The 22,985-nt window shown below is 37.5% G+C and carries 25 protein-coding genes; 24 read left to right on the forward strand and 1 reads right to left on the reverse strand.

Annotation, left to right across the window (positions count from 1 at the left end; translation table 11 throughout):
• The first annotated feature begins 28 nt into the window (after positions 1 to 28).
• Positions 29 to 1,054: an aspartate-semialdehyde dehydrogenase gene (locus K9L86_07635; GenBank protein MCF7908722.1), complete on the forward strand. Its 1,026-nt coding sequence runs from the start codon at positions 29 to 31 to the stop codon at positions 1,052 to 1,054.
• Positions 1,055 to 1,074: 20 nt separating this feature from the next.
• Here K9L86_07635 and K9L86_07640 read toward each other — a convergent pair whose 3' ends face one another.
• Entirely contained in the window at positions 1,075 to 1,695 is a 621-nt protein-coding gene (locus K9L86_07640; GenBank protein ID MCF7908723.1) for a prepilin-type N-terminal cleavage/methylation domain-containing protein, read from the reverse strand.
• A gap of 91 nt (positions 1,696 to 1,786) precedes the next feature.
• Between K9L86_07640 and truA the strand changes: the two genes are divergently transcribed.
• The 23 genes from truA to murB all read left to right on the forward strand — a co-directional run bounded on the left by truA (position 1,787) and on the right by murB (position 22,976).
• Complete coding sequence (truA, locus tag K9L86_07645) at positions 1,787 to 2,533, forward strand: tRNA pseudouridine(38-40) synthase TruA (GenBank protein MCF7908724.1); 747 nt, start codon at positions 1,787 to 1,789, stop codon at positions 2,531 to 2,533.
• A 63-nt stretch (positions 2,534 to 2,596) separates the two neighbouring features.
• Complete coding sequence (locus tag K9L86_07650; GenBank protein MCF7908725.1) at positions 2,597 to 3,079, forward strand: hypothetical protein; 483 nt, start codon at positions 2,597 to 2,599, stop codon at positions 3,077 to 3,079.
• A complete protein-coding gene (locus tag K9L86_07655; protein MCF7908726.1) occupies positions 3,067 to 3,681 on the forward strand; it encodes an MBL fold metallo-hydrolase in 615 nt (204 codons plus the stop codon). The genes K9L86_07650 and K9L86_07655 overlap by 13 nt, the downstream gene beginning before the upstream one ends.
• 15 nt (positions 3,682 to 3,696) lie before the next feature.
• Positions 3,697 to 4,584, forward strand: a complete 888-nt coding sequence (gene xerD, locus K9L86_07660; GenBank protein MCF7908727.1) for a site-specific tyrosine recombinase XerD — start codon at positions 3,697 to 3,699, stop codon at positions 4,582 to 4,584.
• Between the two features lie 25 nt (positions 4,585 to 4,609).
• Positions 4,610 to 5,887, forward strand: a complete 1,278-nt coding sequence (locus tag K9L86_07665) for a hypothetical protein (GenBank protein ID MCF7908728.1) — start codon at positions 4,610 to 4,612, stop codon at positions 5,885 to 5,887.
• Between the two features lie 71 nt (positions 5,888 to 5,958).
• Positions 5,959 to 6,312, forward strand: a complete 354-nt coding sequence (gene rbfA, locus K9L86_07670; GenBank protein MCF7908729.1) for a 30S ribosome-binding factor RbfA — start codon at positions 5,959 to 5,961, stop codon at positions 6,310 to 6,312.
• On the forward strand, positions 6,305 to 7,276 hold the full coding sequence (locus K9L86_07675) for a bifunctional oligoribonuclease/PAP phosphatase NrnA (GenBank protein ID MCF7908730.1): 972 nt from the start codon (positions 6,305 to 6,307) through the stop codon (positions 7,274 to 7,276). Before rbfA ends, K9L86_07675 begins: the two co-directional genes overlap by 8 nt.
• A gap of 13 nt (positions 7,277 to 7,289) precedes the next feature.
• A complete protein-coding gene (gene truB / locus K9L86_07680) occupies positions 7,290 to 7,970 on the forward strand; it encodes a tRNA pseudouridine(55) synthase TruB (GenBank protein MCF7908731.1) in 681 nt (226 codons plus the stop codon).
• Positions 7,939 to 8,892, forward strand: a complete 954-nt coding sequence (locus tag K9L86_07685; GenBank protein ID MCF7908732.1) for a bifunctional riboflavin kinase/FAD synthetase — start codon at positions 7,939 to 7,941, stop codon at positions 8,890 to 8,892. Before truB ends, K9L86_07685 begins: the two co-directional genes overlap by 32 nt.
• A 107-nt stretch (positions 8,893 to 8,999) precedes the next feature.
• Positions 9,000 to 9,437, forward strand: coding sequence for a division/cell wall cluster transcriptional repressor MraZ (mraZ, locus tag K9L86_07690; GenBank protein ID MCF7908733.1), 438 nt, complete (start codon positions 9,000 to 9,002; stop codon positions 9,435 to 9,437).
• Positions 9,438 to 9,448: 11 nt separating this feature from the next.
• Positions 9,449 to 9,619 carry a hypothetical protein gene (locus K9L86_07695; protein ID MCF7908734.1) on the forward strand — a complete coding sequence of 57 codons (171 nt, stop codon included), beginning with the start codon at positions 9,449 to 9,451 and terminating at the stop codon, positions 9,617 to 9,619.
• Positions 9,620 to 9,668: 49 nt separating this feature from the next.
• Positions 9,669 to 10,559 (forward strand): 16S rRNA (cytosine(1402)-N(4))-methyltransferase RsmH, encoded by an 891-nt coding sequence (gene rsmH / locus K9L86_07700; GenBank protein MCF7908735.1) that lies wholly within the window; start codon positions 9,669 to 9,671, stop codon positions 10,557 to 10,559.
• A gap of 5 nt (positions 10,560 to 10,564) precedes the next feature.
• Positions 10,565 to 10,927: a hypothetical protein gene (locus tag K9L86_07705; protein MCF7908736.1), complete on the forward strand. Its 363-nt coding sequence runs from the start codon at positions 10,565 to 10,567 to the stop codon at positions 10,925 to 10,927.
• A gap of 47 nt (positions 10,928 to 10,974) precedes the next feature.
• The gene (locus tag K9L86_07710; protein ID MCF7908737.1) at positions 10,975 to 12,678 is read left to right on the forward strand and encodes a penicillin-binding protein 2; all 1,704 of its coding nucleotides are present in this window, start codon (positions 10,975 to 10,977) and stop codon (positions 12,676 to 12,678) included.
• A gap of 5 nt (positions 12,679 to 12,683) precedes the next feature.
• Positions 12,684 to 14,162: a UDP-N-acetylmuramoyl-L-alanyl-D-glutamate--2,6-diaminopimelate ligase gene (locus K9L86_07715; GenBank protein MCF7908738.1), complete on the forward strand. Its 1,479-nt coding sequence runs from the start codon at positions 12,684 to 12,686 to the stop codon at positions 14,160 to 14,162.
• Positions 14,143 to 15,510, forward strand: coding sequence for a UDP-N-acetylmuramoyl-tripeptide--D-alanyl-D-alanine ligase (gene murF, locus K9L86_07720; protein MCF7908739.1), 1,368 nt, complete (start codon positions 14,143 to 14,145; stop codon positions 15,508 to 15,510). The genes K9L86_07715 and murF overlap by 20 nt, the downstream gene beginning before the upstream one ends.
• Before the next feature lie 27 nt (positions 15,511 to 15,537).
• The gene (gene mraY, locus K9L86_07725; GenBank protein ID MCF7908740.1) at positions 15,538 to 16,620 is read left to right on the forward strand and encodes a phospho-N-acetylmuramoyl-pentapeptide-transferase; all 1,083 of its coding nucleotides are present in this window, start codon (positions 15,538 to 15,540) and stop codon (positions 16,618 to 16,620) included.
• 2 nt (positions 16,621 to 16,622) lie between these two features.
• A complete protein-coding gene (locus K9L86_07730) occupies positions 16,623 to 17,867 on the forward strand; it encodes a UDP-N-acetylmuramoyl-L-alanine--D-glutamate ligase (GenBank protein ID MCF7908741.1) in 1,245 nt (414 codons plus the stop codon).
• A gap of 6 nt (positions 17,868 to 17,873) precedes the next feature.
• Positions 17,874 to 18,974, forward strand: a complete 1,101-nt coding sequence (ftsW, locus tag K9L86_07735; protein MCF7908742.1) for a putative lipid II flippase FtsW — start codon at positions 17,874 to 17,876, stop codon at positions 18,972 to 18,974.
• Positions 18,971 to 20,017: a glycosyltransferase gene (locus K9L86_07740; protein ID MCF7908743.1), complete on the forward strand. Its 1,047-nt coding sequence runs from the start codon at positions 18,971 to 18,973 to the stop codon at positions 20,015 to 20,017. The genes ftsW and K9L86_07740 overlap by 4 nt, the downstream gene beginning before the upstream one ends.
• Positions 19,986 to 20,798 (forward strand): hypothetical protein, encoded by an 813-nt coding sequence (locus tag K9L86_07745; GenBank protein ID MCF7908744.1) that lies wholly within the window; start codon positions 19,986 to 19,988, stop codon positions 20,796 to 20,798. The genes K9L86_07740 and K9L86_07745 overlap by 32 nt, the downstream gene beginning before the upstream one ends.
• Positions 20,774 to 22,150 (forward strand): UDP-N-acetylmuramate--L-alanine ligase, encoded by a 1,377-nt coding sequence (murC, locus tag K9L86_07750; GenBank protein MCF7908745.1) that lies wholly within the window; start codon positions 20,774 to 20,776, stop codon positions 22,148 to 22,150. The genes K9L86_07745 and murC overlap by 25 nt, the downstream gene beginning before the upstream one ends.
• Entirely contained in the window at positions 22,122 to 22,976 is an 855-nt protein-coding gene (murB, locus tag K9L86_07755; GenBank protein MCF7908746.1) for a UDP-N-acetylmuramate dehydrogenase, read from the forward strand. Before murC ends, murB begins: the two co-directional genes overlap by 29 nt.
• Positions 22,977 to 22,985 lie beyond the last annotated feature (9 nt).

The following is a 22,985-nucleotide window of genomic DNA, read 5'->3' on the forward strand; positions in this document are numbered from 1 at the left end:
CCTGGATAAGAAAGGGCAATAACTAGATATGAAAAAAAATGTAGCAGTGATTGGGGTGGGGGCAGTAGGGGTAGAGATATTAAAAATCTTAAGGGAACGGAAGTTCCCGATAGAAAATTTACGGATTTTTGCCCGTAGCTCAAGAGATATAAGAGTTGGTGAAATCAATTATGCTGTTGAAGCGATAGAGGGGGCTGATTTTTCCGGTATCGATATCGCTCTTTTTGCCGGTACTGAAGGTGAGAAAGGCGCCTCAGTGTTGTATGCTCAAAAGTTTATTGATTCGGGAGCAGTAGTTATCGACAATGGTAATGATTTTCGTCTTAAAAAAGATGTGCCTCTAATTGTTCCTGAAGTTAATAGAGACAAGGTAGCTAATAATAAGGGAATAATAGCTAACCCTAATTGCACTACGATTCAAATGGTTGTAGCCTTAGGCGGCATATATAAGCAATTTGGTTTAAGCAAGATCGTTCTAACTAGTTTTCAAGCAACTTCTGGGGCTGGCCGTGGAGCAATCCAAGCTTTATGGGATGAGGCCAAACAGATAGTTAATAATAATCAAGATGCTGATTCTTATAGCCAGGTTGATAAGAGGGCCAGAAATTTAAGCGGAGAATTTCCAGCTCAGATAGCCTTTAATGCTATTCCTAAGATTGGTGGTTTTTCCGATAATGGTTATACCAGTGAAGAGTTAAAAGCCGTAAACGAAACTCGTAAAATCTATGGTGATGATTTGATAAAAATATCAGCTACTTGTGTGAGGGTTCCGGTATTTAACTCACACTCAGAGTCGATATATTTTACTACTAGAAATAAGGCAACCCTTGATCAAATAAAATCTGCCCTGAAAAGTTCGGTCGGGGTTAAGTTTTTAGATCGCCCCGAAGATTTACCTTTGGCCCTTGATGTTGACGGGAAAGACGAGGTTTATGTGGGAAGGTTACGCTTTGATCCAGACGAAGAAAACTCTTTTTGGCTTTGGTGCGTTGCTGATAATCTTCGAAAAGGTGCTGCTTTAAATGCTGTCCAGATTGCTGAAACTCTGCTTTAAGCTAAGTATTATAAAGCGTCTCAGGCGATAACTGCAGAATATTCTTCGTTACTGCAACCACACCAATTAGGACAATTTCTAAAATTACTTGAAGTAAGGTTCCCGTCGTCAAGTGCCTGGTCAATCTTTGTTGCTACAGAAGAAGATATCGGGCAGGCTCCGTTTCCGCCGTCAGCCGGATTGTAACACCAATCTTCAAAGTCAAACCAAATTTCTCTTGCTGGGCCTTTTTCGCAATCGTGAGATTGAATAGCATAAGAATTCTTCCAGGGAGTCTTTCCTTTTAATTTTTCAATATAAGGTCCGTCCCAACCAGACATATCATTATTAGGATCGCTATCGTTATTTGGATCATTAACTAACTCGCTAAATCTAGCATCATATGGAGTGGGATTAGGATGATCTATAAATACCAAAAATCCAGTGGGGCTGGTAGTATGAATATGATTTTCTATACCCCATTTACCTGTATCAGCATACAAGGAATAAATAGAAGTCTTTACGGCTTTAAAGTCGCCTATTGTTTCAGTAATTTTCGCTTTCTCAATAGCTTTAAAAGCATTGGGAGCTATGATAGCGGCTAGAATGGCTATGATAGCAATTACTACGATTAGTTCGATTAGAGTGAATGATTTTTGCATAGTTCCTCCTTATGTTGCATTCTACCACTGAGGCAGGAGAAAAATCAAGAATTATTGACTAAACCTTTTATTTTGTGTATAGTAGCAAAATATGGAGAGAAATATATTGTTAGAATTAGAGTATTTGGGTACTGAGTATTTCGGTTTTCAAATACAGGAGAAAAGATCTAAGAATGAAATGACTATTCAAGGCGCATTAGAACAAGCCTTAAAGAAACTTTTTAAAGAAAAAATAAGGGTTGCTGCTTCTGGGAGAACTGATCGGGGTGTCCACGCTAGGGCACAGGTAGTTAATTTTAAGACTAACAGTAGAATACCGTTAACGAACATTAAGATCGCGCTTAATTCATTTTTGCCTTCCGATATAAGGGTAATAAGAGCAAAAAAAGTGCCGCTTGATTTTCATGCCCGGTTTTCGGCTAAACATAAGCGCTATCGTTATATTATTCGCAACGCAAAGGAGTTTTCAGTATTTTGGAATAATTTTGCCTGGCAAATTGCTGAGCCGCTTAATTTAGTGAAGATTGAGAAAATTACTAAAAAATTGATTGGAAAAAGAGATTTTGGTTTATTTGCTAAAGAGGCAAAAAAATATAGGGATTGCCTAAGAATTGTAAACAGTATTACAATAAAAAAGCGAGGCAGTCTAATCTATATTGATATAGAAGCTAATGGTTTTTTAAGAAATATGGTTAGAAATATTGTCTCTTTTTTAGTCAAGGTTGCCAGGGATAAGATTAGCCTTAAGCAAGCCAGCCTTATTTTAGAGCAAAAAGCCCCTTACATGAACAAGCCAGCCCCGGCTACCGGCCTCTATTTGTATAAAGTATCTTATTGATTGCTTTTTTTGAACTGCTAACTTTCAGTAGCCTTTTTAAGGCCAAGATGGTATAATTTTCTCATGAAAAGGCTATTTACTTATCTTTTGATTACTCTTTTAGTTTTTAATTCTGGGTGCCATGCTTTGCGTAAAAAGTTCATTCGTAAGAAAAAAATCGAAAAGGAGCAGGCAGTTTATGTTGATTTCAAAGAGTATCCGACAAAACCTTCACGCGATGCCTATATAGATTATTATATTTTTGTTCGTGGTTGGCTTGATGAATTGTCAGCGGCGCTCAAAAAAGGAATAAGTTATAAAAGGCAGCGTCGAGCCATATCTGAGGCAATTATGAATGTTGAACAGATAATCTCTTTTTTTAATACTGAAGGCAAAGAAGAGATTTACCCGATATATGACGACTTACTTTATATCCGTCAACAGGTTGAAAAAGCTCCTAACATGAGTGAGGTGAGACGTAATTCCCTTATTCGTAGGATCGAGCATCTTAAAAGGATATTTGAGAAAGATTTTAACTATAGCGATGCTGAGCAATGGATGAGTTGAAGCTAAAGACTTTTGTCAGCGGACCTCTGTCTAGCAATTGCTATTTGATTCTTAGTCAAGACAGGAAAAAAGGTTGTCTTATTGATAGTCCCTGGGATTCGCGAGAAGTTGTTGATTTTATTAAAAATCAAAAGGTAGAGCTTGCCTTTATTCTCCTTACTCATGGCCATTTTGACCATATTCACGGGTTAAATGATTTCGAATGTCCTTTTTATATCCATCCTGCCGATAAGCCTTTGCTCGGCGATCCCCAGTTGAATGGTTCCTTTCTTTTTGGCGAAGGAGTCATTACTTCAAGGAAGGTTAATTTTTATAATCAAGAGCAACCCTTAAACTTTAGCGGACAAAAAATTGAAGTAATTCATACCCCCGGACATACTCCCGGTTCAACATGCATAAAAATAGTTGATTGGCTTTTTAGCGGTGATACCCTATTTTTCGACTCTGTTGGTAGAACTGACATACCTTTAGCTTCGCCTGAGGCTTTGATCAGTTCACTGCAGGAGAAGGTGATGGTTTTGCCTGATGCGACAATAGTTTACCCCGGTCATGGTTCTTCAACTACCATCGGAAGAGAAAATAAAGAGAACCCTTTCTTGTAAAAAATAATTTTTGAAATGGAACTTTACTTAGAAGCCTTTATGGATTATCTCAAAGTTGAGAAGGGTTTATCGGTTAACTCTATTTATGCCTATGGACATGATTTAAAAAAGTATATAGCTGCTTTGAAGAAATTGGGCATAGAGGACCCTAAAAAGATAAGTCGTAAAGATATCACCGATTACTTATTTAATTTACGTAAAGATGTTTCAGTAAGAAGTATTTCGCGATTTCTTTCAACCGTTAAGGGGTTTCATCGATTTTTACTTCGTGAAAAGATAGTATCGGCTGACCCGACTGACTTGATCGAGCTTCCTAAGATAGAGAAAAAAATCCCTTCTTACCTATCGATTGAAGAAGTAAATAAGGTTTTGAAGGCACCTAATCTCAAGAAAACGCAAGGCATAAGAGATAGGGCAATCCTCGAGTTAATGTATGCAACTGGTTTGCGAGTTTCTGAACTGACTAAACTTAAAAGTTCCGATGTCAATTTAGATGTCGGGTTTCTTAGGTGCAAGGGTAAGGGGTCAAAAGAACGAATTGTCCCGATGGGCAAGATTTCTGATCATTTTATAAATAGCTATATTACTCAAGCTCGGGCGAAGCTTTTAGGTAAAAAGGTAAGTATCTATCTTTTTTTAGCTCAAGGCGGTCGCCCCCTAAGCCGTCAGAGTGTTTGGAAGATGATTAAGAAACAAGTGCGAAAGTCCGGAATACGAAAAAAGGTAAGCCCACATACTTTGCGTCATAGCTTTGCAACCCATCTGCTTGAGCGGGGGGCAGATTTACGCAGCGTTCAGGAAATGTTAGGCCATGCCAGTATTACTACGACTCAGATTTATACTCATGTGAATGAGACTAGGCTTAAAAAGATTCACCGGCAGTTTCATCCTCGGGCAAAATAGGATATAATGAGTTTATTTTTAAATTATGGTTAATCAATTAAAAAAGTTATCGCCTCAATTTAGAAAGGTACTAAAACTTACTTCAGGTATTGCTGAGCGAGCCGGTTGCAAGGTTTATCTTGTTGGCGGAGTAGCTAGAGATTTGCTTTTAGGCAAAGATGTTTTTGATTTAGATATAGTCGTTGAAGGCGATGCGATCAAGCTTGCTTCAAGGCTAGCCAGACAACTTAAAGCTGATTTTAAAAAGCACCATGCTTTTGGTACGGCTACTGTAGGTTGGCAGGGTCACAAAATAGATTTTGTTACTTCTCGTTCTGAAACTTACTCTCACTGGGGGGCTTTACCTAAAGTTAAGCCAGCTTCTTTAGTTGAAGATCTCTGCCGGCGGGATTTTACGATTAATGCTATCGCCATCGGCTTAAACAAGGCTGATCACGGAAAGCTCATTGATCTTTATGGAGGCCTTAAGGATTTAAAAAAAGGTTTAATTAGAGTTCTACACAGCCAAAGTTTTCTAGAAGACCCAACTAGAATATTTAGAGCTATTCGTTTTGAGCAACGCTTTCGGTTCAAAATCGAGACTCACAGCTTAAGCCTTTTAAAGCAAGCGATTAGGGAAAAGGCTTTAAGCTTAGTTAATTTGCATCGCCTAAGGAATGAATTAATACTTATTTTAAAAGAACTAGAGCCCCAACGTTATATCAGGCGTTTAGATGGTCTAGTCAGTCTTTCATTCATTGGTTCTGGTTTAAAATTAAAAAAGGAAGACTCTAAGCTTTTTGACCGGATTAATAAGGCTTCAAAACATTATCAGAAGAAGTTTGATAAATCTCGCCAACTACAGATTTGGTTGGTTTATCTTAGTGGTTTATTGGTTAGATTTCCTGCCAAAAAAATCAAGAAGATTTTGCATGATTTCGGATTTAAAAAAGGTGAGCGAATGATAGTTAGCTCAATTAAAGAAGGTCTTTTTAGAGTCAAGAAATTGGATTCTAAGTTGGCCCCTAAGGTAATTCATCGAATCCTTGATAAATATAGTTTTGAGGCAATATTATTTTTCTATGCTTATTATTCAAGGGTCAAACTGCGCAAGAATATTGAACATTTTTTAGATGAGCTTATCCATAGTCGCATCGAACTAAAAGGCAGAGATCTTAAAGAATTGGGTTTTGAGCCAACGGTTCTTTATGGGAAGTTACTTAAGCGTCTAGCCCAGGCGAAGCTTAGTAAAGCTTTAAAGAGCAAAGGTGATGAAATCAGGGAAGTAAAGCGTATCTTTAAGAGAATGCAGAAGAAGTCTTAAGAAAAGCAGGTTGATAAAACGAGTAATTTAAGCTATAATTCATCTTTAATAGACAGCAATCAAGGAGAGTTATGTCGCTTCGAATGGAGAAGGTTGACCAAGAGTTACGCAAGAGAATCACCGAGATAATTCAGCAGGAGATCGATGATCCGGATATGGAATTTTTATCAATTACTCGGGTTAAGACTACGTCTGATTTGCAGGAAAGCAGAGTTTATTATAGTTTGCTTGATGATGCCCAATACGAGAAGGCCCAAGAGGTGCTCGATAAGATGAAGGGTTTTATCCGCGGCTTGCTTGGCAAGCGAGTGCATCTTAAGATTACCCCCCAATTAAGTTTTATACCTGATGAATCAATCAAACTTAGCGTTGACGTCTATAAGAAACTTAAAGATTTAAAGGAGTCCGAAGGCAATAATGAGTGAAAATCCGCTTAAAACAATAGTCGATAGAATCAAAAAAGGTAAAAAGTTTTTGATTACCGCTCATATGAATTTAGAGGGTGATGCCCTTGGTTCAGAACTAGCTACCTATATTTTGCTTAAAAAATTAAAAAAACAGGTAGTAATATATAATAATGATCCTACTCCGGAAGTATATAAGTTTTTACCTTTTCATCGGGTGATAAGAAATAGTATAAAAAATGAAGATTTCGACGTAGCGTTAGCCTTAGATTGTTCAGATTCGTCGCGTGCCGGAAAAGTTAAGGACAGCCTGGTTAAAGCTAATTGTATTATTAATATTGATCACCATGTAAGCAATACCTATTTTGGTGATATTAACTGGGTTGAGCCTCACTTGGGGTCTTGCACCCAGATGCTCTATCGACTTTGCGATAAGTTTAAGGTTATGGATAAGAATATTGCTCTTTGTTTATATACTGGTATTTTTACCGATACCGGAAACTTTACTTATGCTAGTACTGATAGCGAAACTCATTGGATAGCTTCAAGGCTTATGAAATATAATCTACATCCGCATATGATCTATGATATTATACATAGCCTTTGTGTGCCTTCGGACTTAAATTTCATCGGTAAAATTATTTCATCTTTAAAGTTTGATCCAACTAAAAAAATATGTTGGGCAAATGTCACTAGCTGGAAAAATAAAACTTATGATCTCAGCGAGGTAATTTTTTCAACCATGCGACTTTTAAAAGGAACTGAGGTCTTTCTTCTTTTTAAGAAAGTTGATAGAAATAGAACCAGAGTTAATTTCCGTTCACGTTCAAGCGTAGATGTTAATAAAATCGCTAAATTCTTCGGTGGTGGCGGCCACAAAAGAGCCAGCGGAACCACTATAGACTGTTCTTTAGAGGTTGCAGAAAAAAAGGTAATTTCTTTTATCAAAAAGCACGCTAGTGCGTCTTTGCGTAAATCCCGCTAGAAAAAATAGTTTTATGATTAATTCCAACACAAAAGAAGGAATCATTTTAGTTAATAAACCAAAGGGCATTACTTCACATGATGTTGTTGATATCGTGCGTCGGCAGCTCAAAACCAGAAAGGTTGGTCATGCTGGAACCCTAGATCCTTTGGCCGAAGGGTTATTGATCATTTTAGTCGGCCGATTTACTAAGTCATTTACTAAGTTTGTTAATTTCGATAAGGAATATTTTGGTATCCTAAAATTAGGAGAAACTACTACTACTGGAGATTCAGAAGGTGAGGTGATTAAGGAGGCGAGTTTTAAAGAAATTAGTCAGGATAAAATCAATCAGGCTTTTAAGAAGTTTACTGGCAACATTCAGCAGATACCTCCGATGGTAAGCGCTTTGAGGATTAAAGGCAAGCGACTCTATAGTTTAGCTCGGCAAGGAATTGTAGTTGAGCGAGCCTCTCGCGCGATAGTTATACATTCTTTAGAGATAACTAAGATTGATCTCCCTTTTATTGAGTTTATCACCCGTTGTTCCAAGGGTACTTATATCAGGAAGCTTGCTGAAGATATTGGTGAGGAGCTTTTTTGCGGGGCGCATATGGTAAAAATAGTACGCTTAAGCATTGGGCCGTTTAAATTAGATGATGCGATAGAGCCAGCCAAGATTAATGAAAGTCATTTACAAAAAATTACCTTCTAGGCGAGTTAATTGTGTAGCTACAATTGGCACTTTTGACGGAATCCATAAGGGGCATAAATTCATCCTGGATAAAGTAATAAAATCAGCCCAAAGAAGAAAGGTTAGCTCTTTGGCTATTACCTTTGATCTTGCTCCTCAACAATTTTTGCGGCGTAAACACCTGCATAATACTTGGCGGTCAACTAAAGCATTCTCAGGAATACTTTCTGATTTAGAACAAAAAATAGGTTTCGTTCAGCCGCTAGGTATTGATTTTCTTTGGTTTTTAAAAACCCGACAACGACTGCTCGAACTTAGCCCGGAAGCCTTTCTTGGTTATATCTTTAGTTATTTTTCAATAAAGGAACTTATCGTTGGAGAGGATTTTCGTTTTGGCTATGCCGGTGGAGGCGATGTTTCATACTTAAAGAAAGTTGCTTCTGAATTTGGTTTTAAACTCACGGTTATAGCTAAGACAAAGTTTAAACAAGAATTGATAAGCAGTTCACTAATCCGTCACCATATAAGGTCAGCTGAACTTAAAAAAGTAAAACAACTTTTGGGTAGAGATTTTTCGTTGAAAGGGAAGGTGGTTAAAGGAAGGGGGATTGGTCGGCAGTTAAAGTTTCCGACTGCTAATATTTCAGCTGGAGATTATGTTGTGCCTCCTCGAGGGGTGTATGCGGCTTATGTAATTTTGAATAAGCAGAAGTATCTGGCGGCAGTAAATATTGGTCGGAGTCCGACATTAACTTCGTTGAAAAAATGCATCATTGAAGCTTATTTTATTAATTTTAGTAAAAATATTTTAGGAAAGACTATAGAAATAGTATTTTTAAAAAGGCTAAGAGATGAGCGTAAGTTTTCAAATTCTCCCAGTTTACAGTCGGCGATTGCTAAAGATGTCCGACAGATAACCTCAAAATATAGTATTCCTTCCTAAAGCATCCACAACCCCTTGTGGCATAACCATTTATTTCGCAAAAGCCCTTGACAAATAAGGGCTTTTATTATATATTTATGTTGTGGAATAAAGTGGAGTAAAGTGGAATGTGGTACGGCGAACACAATCATACCCTCGACAATAAAGATAGGTTTATCCTTCCGGCAAAATTCCGTGAAAAAATAAAAACTCTCAAGAAAAAAAAGTTTTATATAACCCGTGGTTTGGACGGTTGTCTTTCCTTGTACGCTGAAACTGCTTGGAAACAGTTGGAGGAGAAGCTTTCAACACTTTCTTTTACCAAGAAGCAGTCTCGGTCTTTTAATCGATTACTTTTCAGCGGTGCCAGCGAAATAGAAGTGGACGCACAAGGAAGGGTAACCGTCCCCGAATATCTTAAAAGTTTTGCCCAAATCAACCGAGAGATAGTCATAATCGGTGTGGTTAATCGCATCGAAGTTTGGGATCGGAAAATTTGGAGCAGCTTTTATAATCATAATAAAAAGCGTTTTGAAGAAATGGCCGAGAATCTTTTTGAAGAATAAGGAGGTAGCCGATGGCAACAGAATTAGCTAAAGCTAAGAAAAATGTTACTAAACTCAGTCGCAAGTCTTCTGACCTTCCGTTGGGGATATCAATGTTAACCTTGTCCGGATTTAGAATTTGCCAAATGAGTAACCGACAATTAGCTTCAACAGCTTTGTTGAAACGTAAATCAACAGGCTAGGTTTTATTTTGAAGAGTTTATTATGTCAAATTGTACTGTAGAAAAAATGGTGGAACCATATCATTATCCGGTTATGTATCGAGAGGTGCTTAATTTCCTTGAGCCTCAGAGGCGAAAGGTGATAGTTGACTGCACCTTGGGCCTCGGGGCGCATGCTGCTAAAATGCTTGAATCTATGAGTCAAGATAGCCTTTTAATTGGAATTGACCGCGATCAGGATTCATTGGAAGTTGCTAAAAAGAACCTAAAAAGTTTCAATGGTCGATTTACCGTAGCTAGAGGCGATTTTGCTAATCTTGATCAAGTATTGGCTAAGGTGAAAATTAACCGAGTTGATGCTTTTTTATTTGATTTAGGGATTTCAACTTATCAGCTAAATAGCCCTCAAAGAGGTTTTAGTTTTTTAAAAGAAGGTCCATTAGATATGCGTATGGATCAGGATGCTTTTGTTTCAGCCTATGACCTTGTGAATAATTTAAGCGAAGGGGAGCTAGCTAGTATTTTTAAAAAGTTTGGTGAAGAACGTCACGCTCGTAGAATAGCTATTCGTTTAGTGGAGGCCCGAAGAAAAGAACCGTTAACCACAACTACCCAATTAACTCGTATTATTGTTAGTGCACTTTCGGTTAAATCTCAGCATGGTCGAATTCATCCAGCAACAAGAATTTTCCAATCTTTGCGTATAGCGGTCAACCGAGAGCTTGAATCGCTCAAGGATGGGTTAGGAAGGGCAGTTGAACTTCTCAATAAAGGTGGAAGAATTGGTGTCATTTCTTTTCATTCACTTGAAGATAGAATCGTTAAACATGTTTTTAAAAACTATGCTTCGGAGGGAATTTTAAAGGTGATTACTAAAAAACCTTTAATTCCTACGGATTTAGAAAGAGAAGAAAACCTAGCTTCTCGCTCAGCTAAATTACGAATAGCAGAACGAAATTAGTAATTATGAAAAAGTTATTACCATTGTTGTTATCGCTTTTTGTGTTCTTTACCGGTTTGCTATATCTGCACCAAAAAGTCCAGATTTACGTTGAGGCCTACCGCTTAAATAGCAATCATCAGCGCTATAACGAACTTGTTGATAAGAGAGACTACTTGATGTATAATTTTGCTAAGGAAATTTCGCTGACTAAGGTTAATCAATGGGCTAAAAATGAGTCTTTTGCTCCTGTTGGTAGGGAAAAAGTTTTAGCTTTAGTTCCTGCTAGAGAGAAGCAAGTCCATGGTAGCGCGATTGCCTCATTGCTGAACCGTTTCTTGAAAACCTCGGTATCTACTTCAACGGTTTTAGCAGAGGATAGCCGGTAAACCCGCATCCTCAGGATTTTAAATTACATAGTGTCGTAGGGGAAGAAGTGGCAAGAGCTATTACTAAGAAAAGAGCTGTTACTGTATATTTTCTTTTTGTCTTTTTCTTTTCTGCTATAGCAGCACAAATTATTCATCTGCAGGTAGTTAAAGGCAGCTTTTTCAGAGAGCTTGCTAAGAATCAGCATTATCGAAATATAAGATTGGAAGGCCAGCGTGGTGTAATTTTTGATCGACGCAAAAGAGTTTTAGCTACTGGTTTACATTGTTATTCTGTCTTTGCCGACCCATCGTTAGTAGATGATCCGGAACTAACCGCCAAAGTTCTCGCAAAGAATCTAGATGTACCTAAGACAATGATTTTGTCGCGGCTCAATAAAAATAAGCGATTTGTGTGGATTAAAAGAAAGATTTCTCTAGACCAGCAGAAAAAGATAGCGTCGTTAAAACTAGAGGGAATTAGGTTTATTAGAGAAAGAAAGCGGTTTTATCCTCATGAGACCGTTGCTGGATCAGTATTAGGCCTTACTGATATCGATAATAAAGGCCAAGAGGGGCTGGAGATTTTTTACGAGAAGTATTTAAAGGGAAAAGACGGCCAAGTAAGAGTTTTGCAAGATTCTTCTTCACGTCAGCTTATTCTTTCTTCCCAAGTAATAACACCTCAAAGAGGTGCTGATATTGTCTTAGCTCTTGATGCTCAGATACAGTACTGGGTTGAGGAAGCTTTGGAAAAGGTAGTTAAGGATTTTAGGGCTAAAGGTGCAAGCGCTATAGTTATGGATGCAATGACCGGAGAAGTAATCAGTTTAGCTAATTATCCTTTTTTTGATCCTAACGAACGGGAGACTGAGTCTTTGGAATATATAAATAATCGGGCGGTGACTGATGTATTCGAGCCAGGTTCGGTATTTAAGGTAGTTGCTCTTTTAGCGGCGGTGAGTGAAAAGACTTTCTCTAAGGATGATATTATATTTTGCGAGGATGGAACTTTTGATATTCCCGGTAAACCACTTCATGATTGGAAACCTTACGGAGAACTTGCTTTTGAAGAAGTGTTTATGAAATCGAGCAATATTGGAGTTGCTAAGATTGTTGCTGCCTTGGGTCAGGAGACTTTTTTTAGTTATATCGAACGACTAGGATTTGGTCAACTAACCGGTATAGATTTTTTTGGGGAATCACCTGGAAAATTAAGAAGCTTCAGCCAATGGTCAAGAAGGTCAGGTTATATCATTCCGATTGGCCAAGAAATATCAGTAAATCTTATCCAGCTAGCTCGGGCATTTGCGGTTATCGTTAATGACGGCTATTTAGTTAAACCGCATTTAGCTAAAAGTATCTGTTCTTATAATTTTTGTAAGGATGTTAACTATCGTCGTAAAAGGGTGTTTAGTTCTTCAGTTGCCGAGGAGGCTAAGCGTATCCTGATTAAGGTTGTAGCCGAAGGCACTGGCAAGCGAGCCGGAATTAAACAACGAGTTATTGGCGGTAAAACCGGTACTGCCCAGAAGTATGATTCTAAACTAGGGCGATACTCACCGAGTGACTATCGGGCCACCTTTGCTGGTTTTATAGCTGATTTAGATCGGCCAATAGTTATTGCCGTTAGCGTTGATGAGCCGCGTAGTTCACATTTTGGCGGAGTAGTAGCTGCGCCGGTGTTTCGAGAAATCGCCGAGAAAATAATTGCTTACGTCGAGAGTCAGGGTGTGACTAAAAGCCCAAGGTCAGATTTTTCTTTAAATTGATTATCATGATGAAGCTAAAAAATATCTTTTCTAAACTCAGCAAGGATCAATTGGGGAAAATTTCTATTTCTGGAATAAGTGATGACTCCCGTTTGGTCAACAAAGGCGATCTTTTTTTTATTATCGAAAGAAGAAATTTTGATATTTTTTCAGTTTTAAAGGAGATTGAACCTAAAGTATCTGCTTTTGTAGCCAGAAGTTCACAAAGCAAGAAGCTAAAAAATATAATTAAGGATACGCCCATTATTTATGTAGATAATATTCAGAAAGAATTTTATCGGTCAGTAGATTTATTTTATGAATTTAAGCATAATGACCTTAAATTCATTGGTGTCACCGGGACTAATGGCAAGACTACTACTTGCATGCTTATTTATCACTTGCTTAAGGAATTAAAGATCCCAGCTTCCTTGATCAGCACGGTAAAATATTGCATTGGTCCAAAGGTTTATGAGGCTGAACGTACTACTCCAGGATTTCTTACTTTAAGAAAGTTTTTGAAAGAAGCCAAAGACTCAGGAAGCCATTTTTTGATCATTGAAGTTTCTTCCCATGCTATCGAACAAGAAAGAATTAAAGGGATTAAATTTGAGCGTTGTTTGTTTACTAACTTAGGCCGTGACCATCTTGATTATCATAAAACTCCCGAAAAGTATTTTAAGAGCAAGAAGAAGTTATTTTTAGATAACAAGCGGACACCGGCATTAATTAATATTGATGATTCTTGCGGGGTAAAGCTATTTCGTTCTTTGCCTAAAAGCTTAACTTATGGAATTAAAGATATTAGTGATTTTAAAATTTCTAAGGTAAGCTTAACTAAAAGCGGTAGTCACTTTGATATTGAATATGACAATAAAATTTATTCAATCAGGACCCAGCTTTGTGGAAGACATAATGTTTATAATGTTGCCGGAGCTTTTGGTCTTATAGCTTCTTTAGGAATTTCACCCCGAAAGATTGCAGATAAAATTTTATCATTTACCAATGTTGAGGGGAGGTTAGAGGTAATTGGTGAGAATATTTTTATTGATTATGCGCATACTCCTGATGCTTTAGAGACAGTTATAATGGCTTTGCGTAACATTGGCTATGAAAATATCATTTCGGTTTTTGGTTGCGGTGGAGATCGAGATAAAGGTAAACGAAAGCTGATCGGGCAGGTGGCTGATAAATATAGCGATTTTAGTTTTGTTACCTCTGATAATCCGCGAAGCGAGGATCCCGAGCTTATTTGCAGCCAAATAACAAAGGGTTTTCAGAGTAAAAACTATGAAGTTGTAATTGACCGAAAGCAAGCGATTAAAAAAGCTATTGGTTTATTAGTTAAGGAAAGAAAAAGTCTTAATCCAAAAAATAAGAAAAGCTGTCTTTTGGTAGCAGGCAAGGGGCATGAGAACTATCAAATTGTGGGTTCAAAAAAGATACCCTTTAAAGACAGCGAAGTCATAAGGACGATAATTAAAGATGGCAACAATCCTAGTTAGAGATTTAAAAATTTTAGAGCGTTTAATTAAGCCTTTGCGGGTCTATAATCGTTCGAGCTTTCGTATTCTTAAGGCTTTTTCGATTGATTCTCGCTCAATAACTAAGGGTGAAGGATTCATTGCTCTTAAAGGTAAGCTTTGTGATGGTCATGAGTTTATCGAAGAAGCCGTAGCCAATGGCGCAGCTTGTATTATTGCTCAAAAGTATGTAGCAACAAAGCAACAAGTGCCTTTTTTGGTAGTTAAAGATAGCTATAAGGCATTGAGTGCGATTGTGCGCCTGATAAGAGATAAGAAAAAACCTTTTGTCTATGCTATTACCGGTTCGATCGGCAAAACTACCACCAAGGAGATGCTTTATTTTTTACTTAAAGATCATTGTCGAGTTCTTAAGAACAAAAAAACTGAGAATAACATTCTTGGGGTAGCTAAAACCATTCTTTCGTTGAAAGATCAAGATGTTGTTATTGCCGAATTAGGTACAAACCAAAAGGGTGAGATTAGCACTTTGTCTAGTATGCTTGCGCCAAATGTAGGGGTGATTACTTTTATTAAACCAGTTCACTTGGAGGGCCTAGGTAGCTTAAGGGGTATTCTTAAGGAGAAATTATCGTTACTCTCTGGTAATCCTAAGATGAAACTAGTTCTCAATCATGATGATATGTATTTAAGAAGGGTTAAAAGCACAAAGAATATTTATTGGTTTGGTAGTAAAGATAATCTTGATCTTTCGGCAGCCTGTAAGAATCGCGACAGCCAGAGTTCCCACTTTTTGATTCAAGACTCTTTTAAACTTTCTTTGCCGCGTTACCGGGAAGGCTTTATCACTGACATTTTAGCTGCTGTTTTAGCGGCACATCTTTATCGAATACCGATAGCTAAACTAGTGTCAAAGATAAGTAAATTTAAAGATTTTCCTTCAATGAGAATGCAGATCCAGAAGCTAAATCGACTTTTGATTTTAAATGATGCCTATAACGCCAATCCTTATTCAGTTAAAGTGGGGTTAAAAAGTTTAAAAGATCATCCCTTGAGAAAAATTGTCGTAATTGGGGACATGTTAGAATTAGGCAAAAAGAGTGCTTACTATCATCGATTGCTAGCTCCTCAGATTATTGAGAATAATTTTGATTATTGTCTTATGCTTGGCCGTCATACTCAGCATCTTAAGAAAAGTTTATCGGAGTTAGGCTATCGGCGAGCGTTTCATTTTCTTTCACATAAGGATTTGGCCGAATTTATTAGTAAAAAAATTAATTTAAAACAAAACCGTAATCAGGGCTATTTAGTCTTTCTGAAAGGTTCTCGGAGGATGGAGTTAGAGAAAGTAGTTTCATATCTAAGGTAAATAAAGTTTTATTGAGGAGATTTAAACATGCTTTATCATATTTTTTATCCGTTAACTAAATATTTTTCATTTTTTAATGTCGCTAAATATATAACTTTTCGAGGAGGCTGTGCTTTTATTACTTCTTTTATTGTTGTGATGGCTTTATGGAAATTTACCCTACAGAGACTAACAAAATTAAAAATGGTTGAGAATATAGATATGTATGGACATATTCATCTAGAGTCTCTTCACGGACCTAAGCGTGGGACACCGACTATGGGTGGGGTTTTGATTATTTTTTCGATGTGTGTCTCAACTCTTCTTTGGGCAAGATGGGATACCTACTTTACTTGGGCTATTTTATTAGTTATGCTTGCTTTGGGTGCTGTAGGTTTGAGCGATGATCTTTTAAAAATAAAAAAGGGTAAAGGACTTAGCCGACGTCAAAAGTTAATCTCACAAAGTATTATTGGTTTATTATTGGGGGCAGCACTTATTTTGAACCAAGATTTTCCTACTTCTTGGCATTTTCCTTTTTTAAAAAAGATAGTTTTTGATTTAGGGTATTTTTATATTTTTTGGGTAATTTTGATGATCGTAGCGACTTCTAACGCGGTTAATTTCACCGACGGTCTAGATGGCTTAGCTATTGGAGCAGTAGTTATAAATTCTTTAATTTTTGGGTTGATAAGCTATATTGTCGGACATATAAGTTTCGCTAACTATCTTTTTATTCCCTATATTGAAGGTGCCGGCGAACTAACAATATTCTGTTTTGCTTTAACTGGGGCCGGCTTAGCTTTTCTTTGGTTTAATTCTTATCCGGCTCAAGTTTTTATGGGTGATGTCGGGGCTTTGGCTTTGGGGGGAGTCCTTGGTGCGACGGCTCTTTTGATAAAACAGGAGTTTTTACTTTTTATAAGTGGCGGTTTATTTGTAATAGAAGCGATGAGCGTAATTTTGCAAATAGCTTCGGTGCGACTTAGAGGGAAAAAGCTTTTTCGGGCCGCGCCATTGCATCATCATTTCCAGATTCTAGGCTGGGATGAACCGAAGATAATAATCCGTTTTTGGATAATTTCGATCATCTGTGCGGTAATAGCTTTACTGACCTTAAAACTCAGATAGTAATGAATATAGACGATTTTAATGAAGTTTGCGTTGTTGGTTGGGGAGCCAGCGGTATTGGCTTGGTTAATTTGTTGCTTTCTTTAGGTAAAAAAGTGAAGGTGAGCGAACAGCGAGAGCGTAATTGTTTTTCACCCGAAGTAATAGATAGCTTAGTCAAGGCCGGTGTTGATTTTGAATTTAGCGCACATAGTGAAAGTTTTATTAAGCAGAGTCAGCTTGTAGTATTGAGTCCTGGTGTGGATCCAGTGAGGTCAAAAGCGATTAAGGCCATACTTAGTTTGGGTTTACCCTATATTGGTGAGATTGAATTTGCTTTTCTTCTTACTAAGGCTAACTGTATAGCGATCACGGGAACTAATGGCAAGACTACTACCAGTCATCTGACTTATCAATTGCTTAAGGCTAAACGGAAAAGAGTGTTTTTAGGCGGTAATGTCGGAATACCGTTTTCTTCTTTTGTTTTAAACACTAAAAAGGGGGACTTGGTAGTTTTGGAATTAAGCTCTTTTCAACTAGAGACTATTATAAGCTTTAGGCCGCAAGTTGCAGCTTTGCTTAATGTTGCTCCGGATCATCTTGATCGCTATAAGGATTTTCGAGAATATTTAACGGCCAAGATGAATATATTTAGAAATCAAACTAAGGAAGACTTTGCAGTTCTTAATAAAAATAGCAGTCTCAATTTTGAAAAAGAAGGATCGGTAAAAGCAAAAACTATATATTTTTCAAATGAGTTTTCTGATGAGAATCTTTCGGCCGCCTACAGGATCGCTCAAATCTATGGTTTAACTAAGTTGGACTGCGAAAAGGTTTTTTCTTCATTTGTTGGCCTTCCTCACCGTCGGCAGCTAGTTAAAGTCATTAATGGAATAAATTTTGTTAATGATTCAAAGGCGACAAACCCCTCTTCAACTATTTGGGCGCTTAAGAATTCCAAAGGTTCAGTTATTCTTTTAGCCGGAGGCAAAGACAAAGGCCTCGATTATTCAGAATTAGTGCCTTATCTTAAATCAGTAAAGAAGTTAAATCTTTTTGGTGAGGCCTCAGGAGCAATTATGGAATCGTTGGAGGCCCATGTGCCGGTTCAGAAATTTTCCTCTTTTGAGGAAGCTATAGCTGTTTCTTTTAGCCAAGCCAGCCAGGGTGACACTATTCTTCTTTCTCCAATGTGTTCAAGTTTCGATATGTTTTCTAATTACAAGGAGCGGGGGGATAGATTCTCGGCGATAGTCAATAGTTTTTAATATTTTATGATTAAAGATATAAAAAAAGAGCGACGCTTCATATTTATTACTATTTTTATTATTACTCTTATCGGTTTGCTTATGGTGTATGAGTCTTCGAGTATCCATGCCTTTGCGACAACTTCTGATGCGACCTATTTTTTCAAAAAACAAATAAGTTTTTTTATAATCGGATTGTTTCTTTTTTGTTTAACCCTTTTTGTTGATTTGGAGTTATTGCGGCGTTGGAATAAAGAATTATTGCTTTTAACCATTCTCTGTTTAGTGGTTGTTGTGTTTTTAGGAAGAACCGCCGGCGGAGCAAAACGGTGGTTGTATTTGGCCGGTTTCAATATCCAACCGGCAGAGATATTAAAGATTTCCTTTTTGATTTATTGCGCTGACTATTGCCGAAGAAAAAAAGGTCTAATTGGAAGCTTAAAAAGGGGCTTATTACCATTGGCTGTGATTTTAGGCTCAATTTGCATTTTACTTTTGCTTCAGCCAGATTTAGGCACAGCGGTTTTTTGGGTGATTTGGACTATTTTTTTTCTTTTCCTGTTTAAGGCTCGCCGTCGGCATTTAGTTTTTATTGTTATTTTGGGCCTAGTGGCTTCTTTTTTTCTGGTCAAAGCTTACCCTTATCGGCTTAGAAGGATTACGGCTTACCTTAATCCTTCTTCTGATCCGCAAGGGGCAGGGTTTCAGTTGAGACAGTCCAAGATTGCTTATGGTGAGGGTGGGCTTTTGGGTGTTGGCTTAGGTGAGGGCCGTCAGAAATTATTTTTTCTCCCAGCCTCACATACTGATTTTGTTTTTTCAATTGTAGCTGAAGAGTTTGGGCTGTGGGGCTCATTAGGTCTGCTGTCATTATTCTTTTTATTATTTCATAAAATGTTTAAAATTTCTAAAGAAGTCGAAGACACTTTTCGTTCAGGAATTTTGTGGGGTGTTGTTTTAATCTTTTTTTTAGAAATAACTATCAATATTGGTGTCAGTTGTGGACTTTTGCCTACTAAGGGGTTGCCGTTACCTTTTATGAGTTATGGCGGCAGCAATTTAGTAGTTCATTATGTTCTTTTAGGTCTATTTTTTAATGCTTCTCGTGCGCCTAAGGTGAAACTATGAGAATTCTATTTGCCTGTGAGCGAAGCGCTGGCCATATTTTTCCTGCGCTTAGCATCGCTAAGAAGATAAAAATTGCTCAACGAGATTCGGAGTCTGAGAAAAAAGAAGAGATATACTTTTTTGTTAGCTCAAAGGATCTTAAAAAATATGTTGAGGCTGAAGGGTTTGTTGTTTTTGGTAAATATTTTTCTTTTCGTTGCTTGGCGATAGAGGGTTTTTTCAGGTTTATTGAGGCAATTTATATAATTTCTAAATTAAGGCCAGAGAGGGTTATTGGTTTCGGCGGCAGAGATAGTTTCTTTTTGATATTATTGAGCAGTTTACTTTCGATAGACACTGTACTTTATGAACCGAATGTAAGCTTAGGCAAAGCGAATAAGGTTCTTTCAAGGTTTGTAAAGAAGATCTTGAGGGGTTTTCCCAGCCAGGAGTCTTCTCAAAAGAATCTTGTGTTTGGAGTTCCTTTAAGAGATAATTTGAAAAGATTAGATAAGCAGAAAGCCCGGGAAATACTTCAATTTGATGCAAAAACAGTTATCCTTTGCTGTGGCGGTAGCCAGGGCTCTAGATTTATCAACCAAAACTTTGTTCGTTTCGTTCAGCAGTTTAAAGGGGACTGTCAAATAATACATTTGACTGGTAAAGATAAGTTCTTGGAGATTAGGGAAAACTATAATAAAATAGAGTGTAAAAGCTTTGTTGAGGACTTCTACTATAATTTGGAAGTTTTATATAGTGCAGCTGACTTGGTAGTTTCACGAGCCGGAGCTTTAACTCTATCGGAAATCTCATACTACCGGTTGGCAGCCTTGCTTATACCGCATACCGGGGCTTCTGGTCATCAAAGAGAGAATGCGCTTTATTTTCAGCAAAGAGATGCGGCATTACTATGTTCAGAAGATAATTTTTCATTTTCAGATTTTAGCAAGTCTTTAAGTAGTCTTATTTATGACGATAACTTACGTGAACGTTTAGCTCTTAATGCAGCTAAAATCGAACTAGGAGTAGATTTTGAAAGTTTGGATATTAATTATTGGCGTTAGCTTAGCTCTTTTGTTTACGATTACTCCGGTTGCAATTGCTTTTGGAGATAAAACTACAGATTTTCAAGAGTTGCGTTCGGAGCATTTCATGATTCGTTATCAAGATGGAGTCTCTAAAGATTATGTTTACGATATTAAGAAAACCGGAGAAAAATTTTACCGGATAATTACTCAACAGTTTAATCTTATTCGGGATAAGCTTTGGCTGTGGGATAATCGAGCTCAAGTCTTTATCGCTAAAGATCAAAAAGAATATCTTAGTAAGTTTGGTTGTTCTAGTTGGTCGGGGGCTTGTGTTAACTATAAGGCTAAGATTATCTACACCTACCCTAATCAGAAAAGCTTTAATTCCATTTTTATCCATGAATTAACACATATTATTCTTCACGAATATGCGGGTAGAAATCGTCTTTCGCTCTGGCTAGATGAAGGAGTTGCAACTTATATTGAGGATAAGTATAGCATGGGTCTTTACCAAAGGAGACTTTCTTATTTACAGAACGCGATTAAACAGGGGAAGCATATACCTTTATCGGAGCTCATCCGGACGACTTCGAGCGTTTTAACGAAAAAATCAGCTGATTATGTCAGTTTGTTTTATGTTGAATCATTTTCGATAGTTAATTTTTTCAGCAAGCGATACGGAAAGTATAAGTTTTCCAATTTCCTTTCTCGTCTTAAACATGGGGAGAGCATTGAGAGCGCTATTTCAAAGTCTTTTAGTGACTGTAGAAATTATGAAGAGCTAGAGAAACAATGGATAAAATTTTATCTAAAGTAAAGAATATCCATCTTGTTGGTATCGGCGGAGTAGGTATGAGTGGATTGGCTTTGTTGCTTAAAGCTAAGGGCTATTCTGTTAGCGGTTCAGATCTATCTTCCGGCTATATGATTAAAGTGCTGAGAGAGCATGGTATCACGGTTTTCCTTGGCCATCGCAAAGAGCAAGTATCAAAAGATGTCCAGTTGCTAGGATATTCTTCGGCAGTAAATGAAAGTAATCCCGAGATACAAGAGGCAATGAGGCGGCGAATACCGATTTTAAAAAGAGGCAAGCTTTTAGCCGAACTCTGCCGAGATAAGAAAACAATAGCCGTAGCCGGAAGCCACGGGAAAACTACTACCACTGCTATTTTAGGCTTTTTGCTTACTTCTTTAGGTTATGAACCTACGGTGTTTCTGGGAGGATCGTCACTGAACTATTCGCAAGGTGCTTGGTGGGGGAGCGAGCATTGTCTTATTGAAACTGATGAGAGCGATGGAAGTTTTCTTTATTATAATCCTTTAGTTTCGATAATTACTAATATTGATTATGAGCATATTGAGTATTATCGAACAGCCGAAGCCTTAAGTGATAGTTTTTTAGATTTTGCCGTTAACACTAAAGATAAAGTATTCGGCTGGGGTGATCAGGAATCAGTTTCGACAATTATTGATAAAACGAAGGGGATAAAATTCGGTTGGGGAGATTCTAATCATTTGCAGGGGCGAAATTTTAATTTTGATGGAAAACATAGTTGTTTTGATTTATTTGCCGGTGGAAGTCGAATTGCTTCGGTTAAGTTGCCTTTGATTGGTGAATATAATTGTCGCAATGCTTTGGCAGCTTTAGCTTATCTTTGGTATCTTGATGAGGATTTAAAAAAGGCTTCTAAAATTTTAGAGGATTTTCGTGGCACCAGGAGAAGATTTCAACTAAGTGCTAAGGTGGCCGGGGTGACTTTCATTGATGACTATGCGCATCATCCGACTGAAATAAAAGCAGTGATCAAGGCCGCTTGCCTCTTAAAGCCTAGGCGGCTTTTTGTTGTTTTGCAGCCACATCGGTATTCTCGGGTTAAAGCATTATTTAAGGAGTTCCTTACTTGCTTTTCTGATGTTGATAAGTTAGTAGTAACTGATATCTATAGTGCTTCAGAAAGCCCCTTGGAGGGGATAACTGCTCAGGAGCTTACAAACCAGATAGGCAAACATTTACCAGTTGAATTGAGTTATGTTCCTAAAGCTGAGCTTGCCGAGTGTATTCCTGAAGGATTACAAGATGGTGATTTGGTTTTGTCTTTAGGGGCTGGCGATATTAATAAGCTTATGTTAGGAGTGATTGATGAGTTTAAAAAGAGCCGAGTTAACTAAAATAACCGAGTTAAAAGATTATACTACTATTAAGATTGGAGGCAGGGCTAGTTCCTTTTTTTTAGTTAATAGTCTGCAACAGCTACGCAGGGCTTTGTCTGAATCGGATTCTTATTATATTTTAGGCAAAGGATCTAATTTACTAATTGCCGATACTTTGATTGAGAAGCCGATAATAAAACTAGGTCAGGAGTTTAATTATATAAAGAAAAGATCTGATTCTATAGTAGAGGTAGGGGCAGCGACTAGTTTAGCTTGTTTAATGAATTATTGTCTTAGAAATGACCTTTCGGGTTTAGAGAATTTAGTCGGTATCCCGGCAACAATCGGGGGCCTTTTGGCCATGAATGCATCTAGCTACGGAGAGGAAATTTCTTCCAAGGTTTTAGAAGTTTGCCTTGTTGATGTTCAAGGAAATATTCGTAAGCTAAAAAGACAAGATTTAATTGTTGGCTATCGATATTCGGCAATAGCAAATTCTATTATTATTTGGGTTAGGTTTAGCCTATCGAAATCAAAAGGTTTAAAGCAGCGACTAAGCTGTTTTATCCAGGAAAGATTAAATTCGCAGGATTTTAGTTTGCCTAGTTGTGGATGTATTTTTAAGAACCCGGAAGGTGAGTCGGCTGGCCTGCTTATCGAAGCTTGTGGGTTAAAAGGAGTTCAAGAGGGCGGGGCTCAGATTTCTTCTAAACATGCTAATTTTATTGTCAATCTAGGCGGAGCCAGCTATAGAGATGTTGATTATTTAATTCAGAAAATTAAGAGTGAGGTTTGCAATAAATATAGTATAATTTTAGATGAAGAGATAAAACGATGGAGCTAAATTAATCGA

The sequence above is a fragment of the Candidatus Omnitrophota bacterium genome, assembly GCA_021735655.1.
GTDB lineage: Bacteria > Omnitrophota > Gorgyraeia > Duberdicusellales > 4484-171 > JAHKAJ01.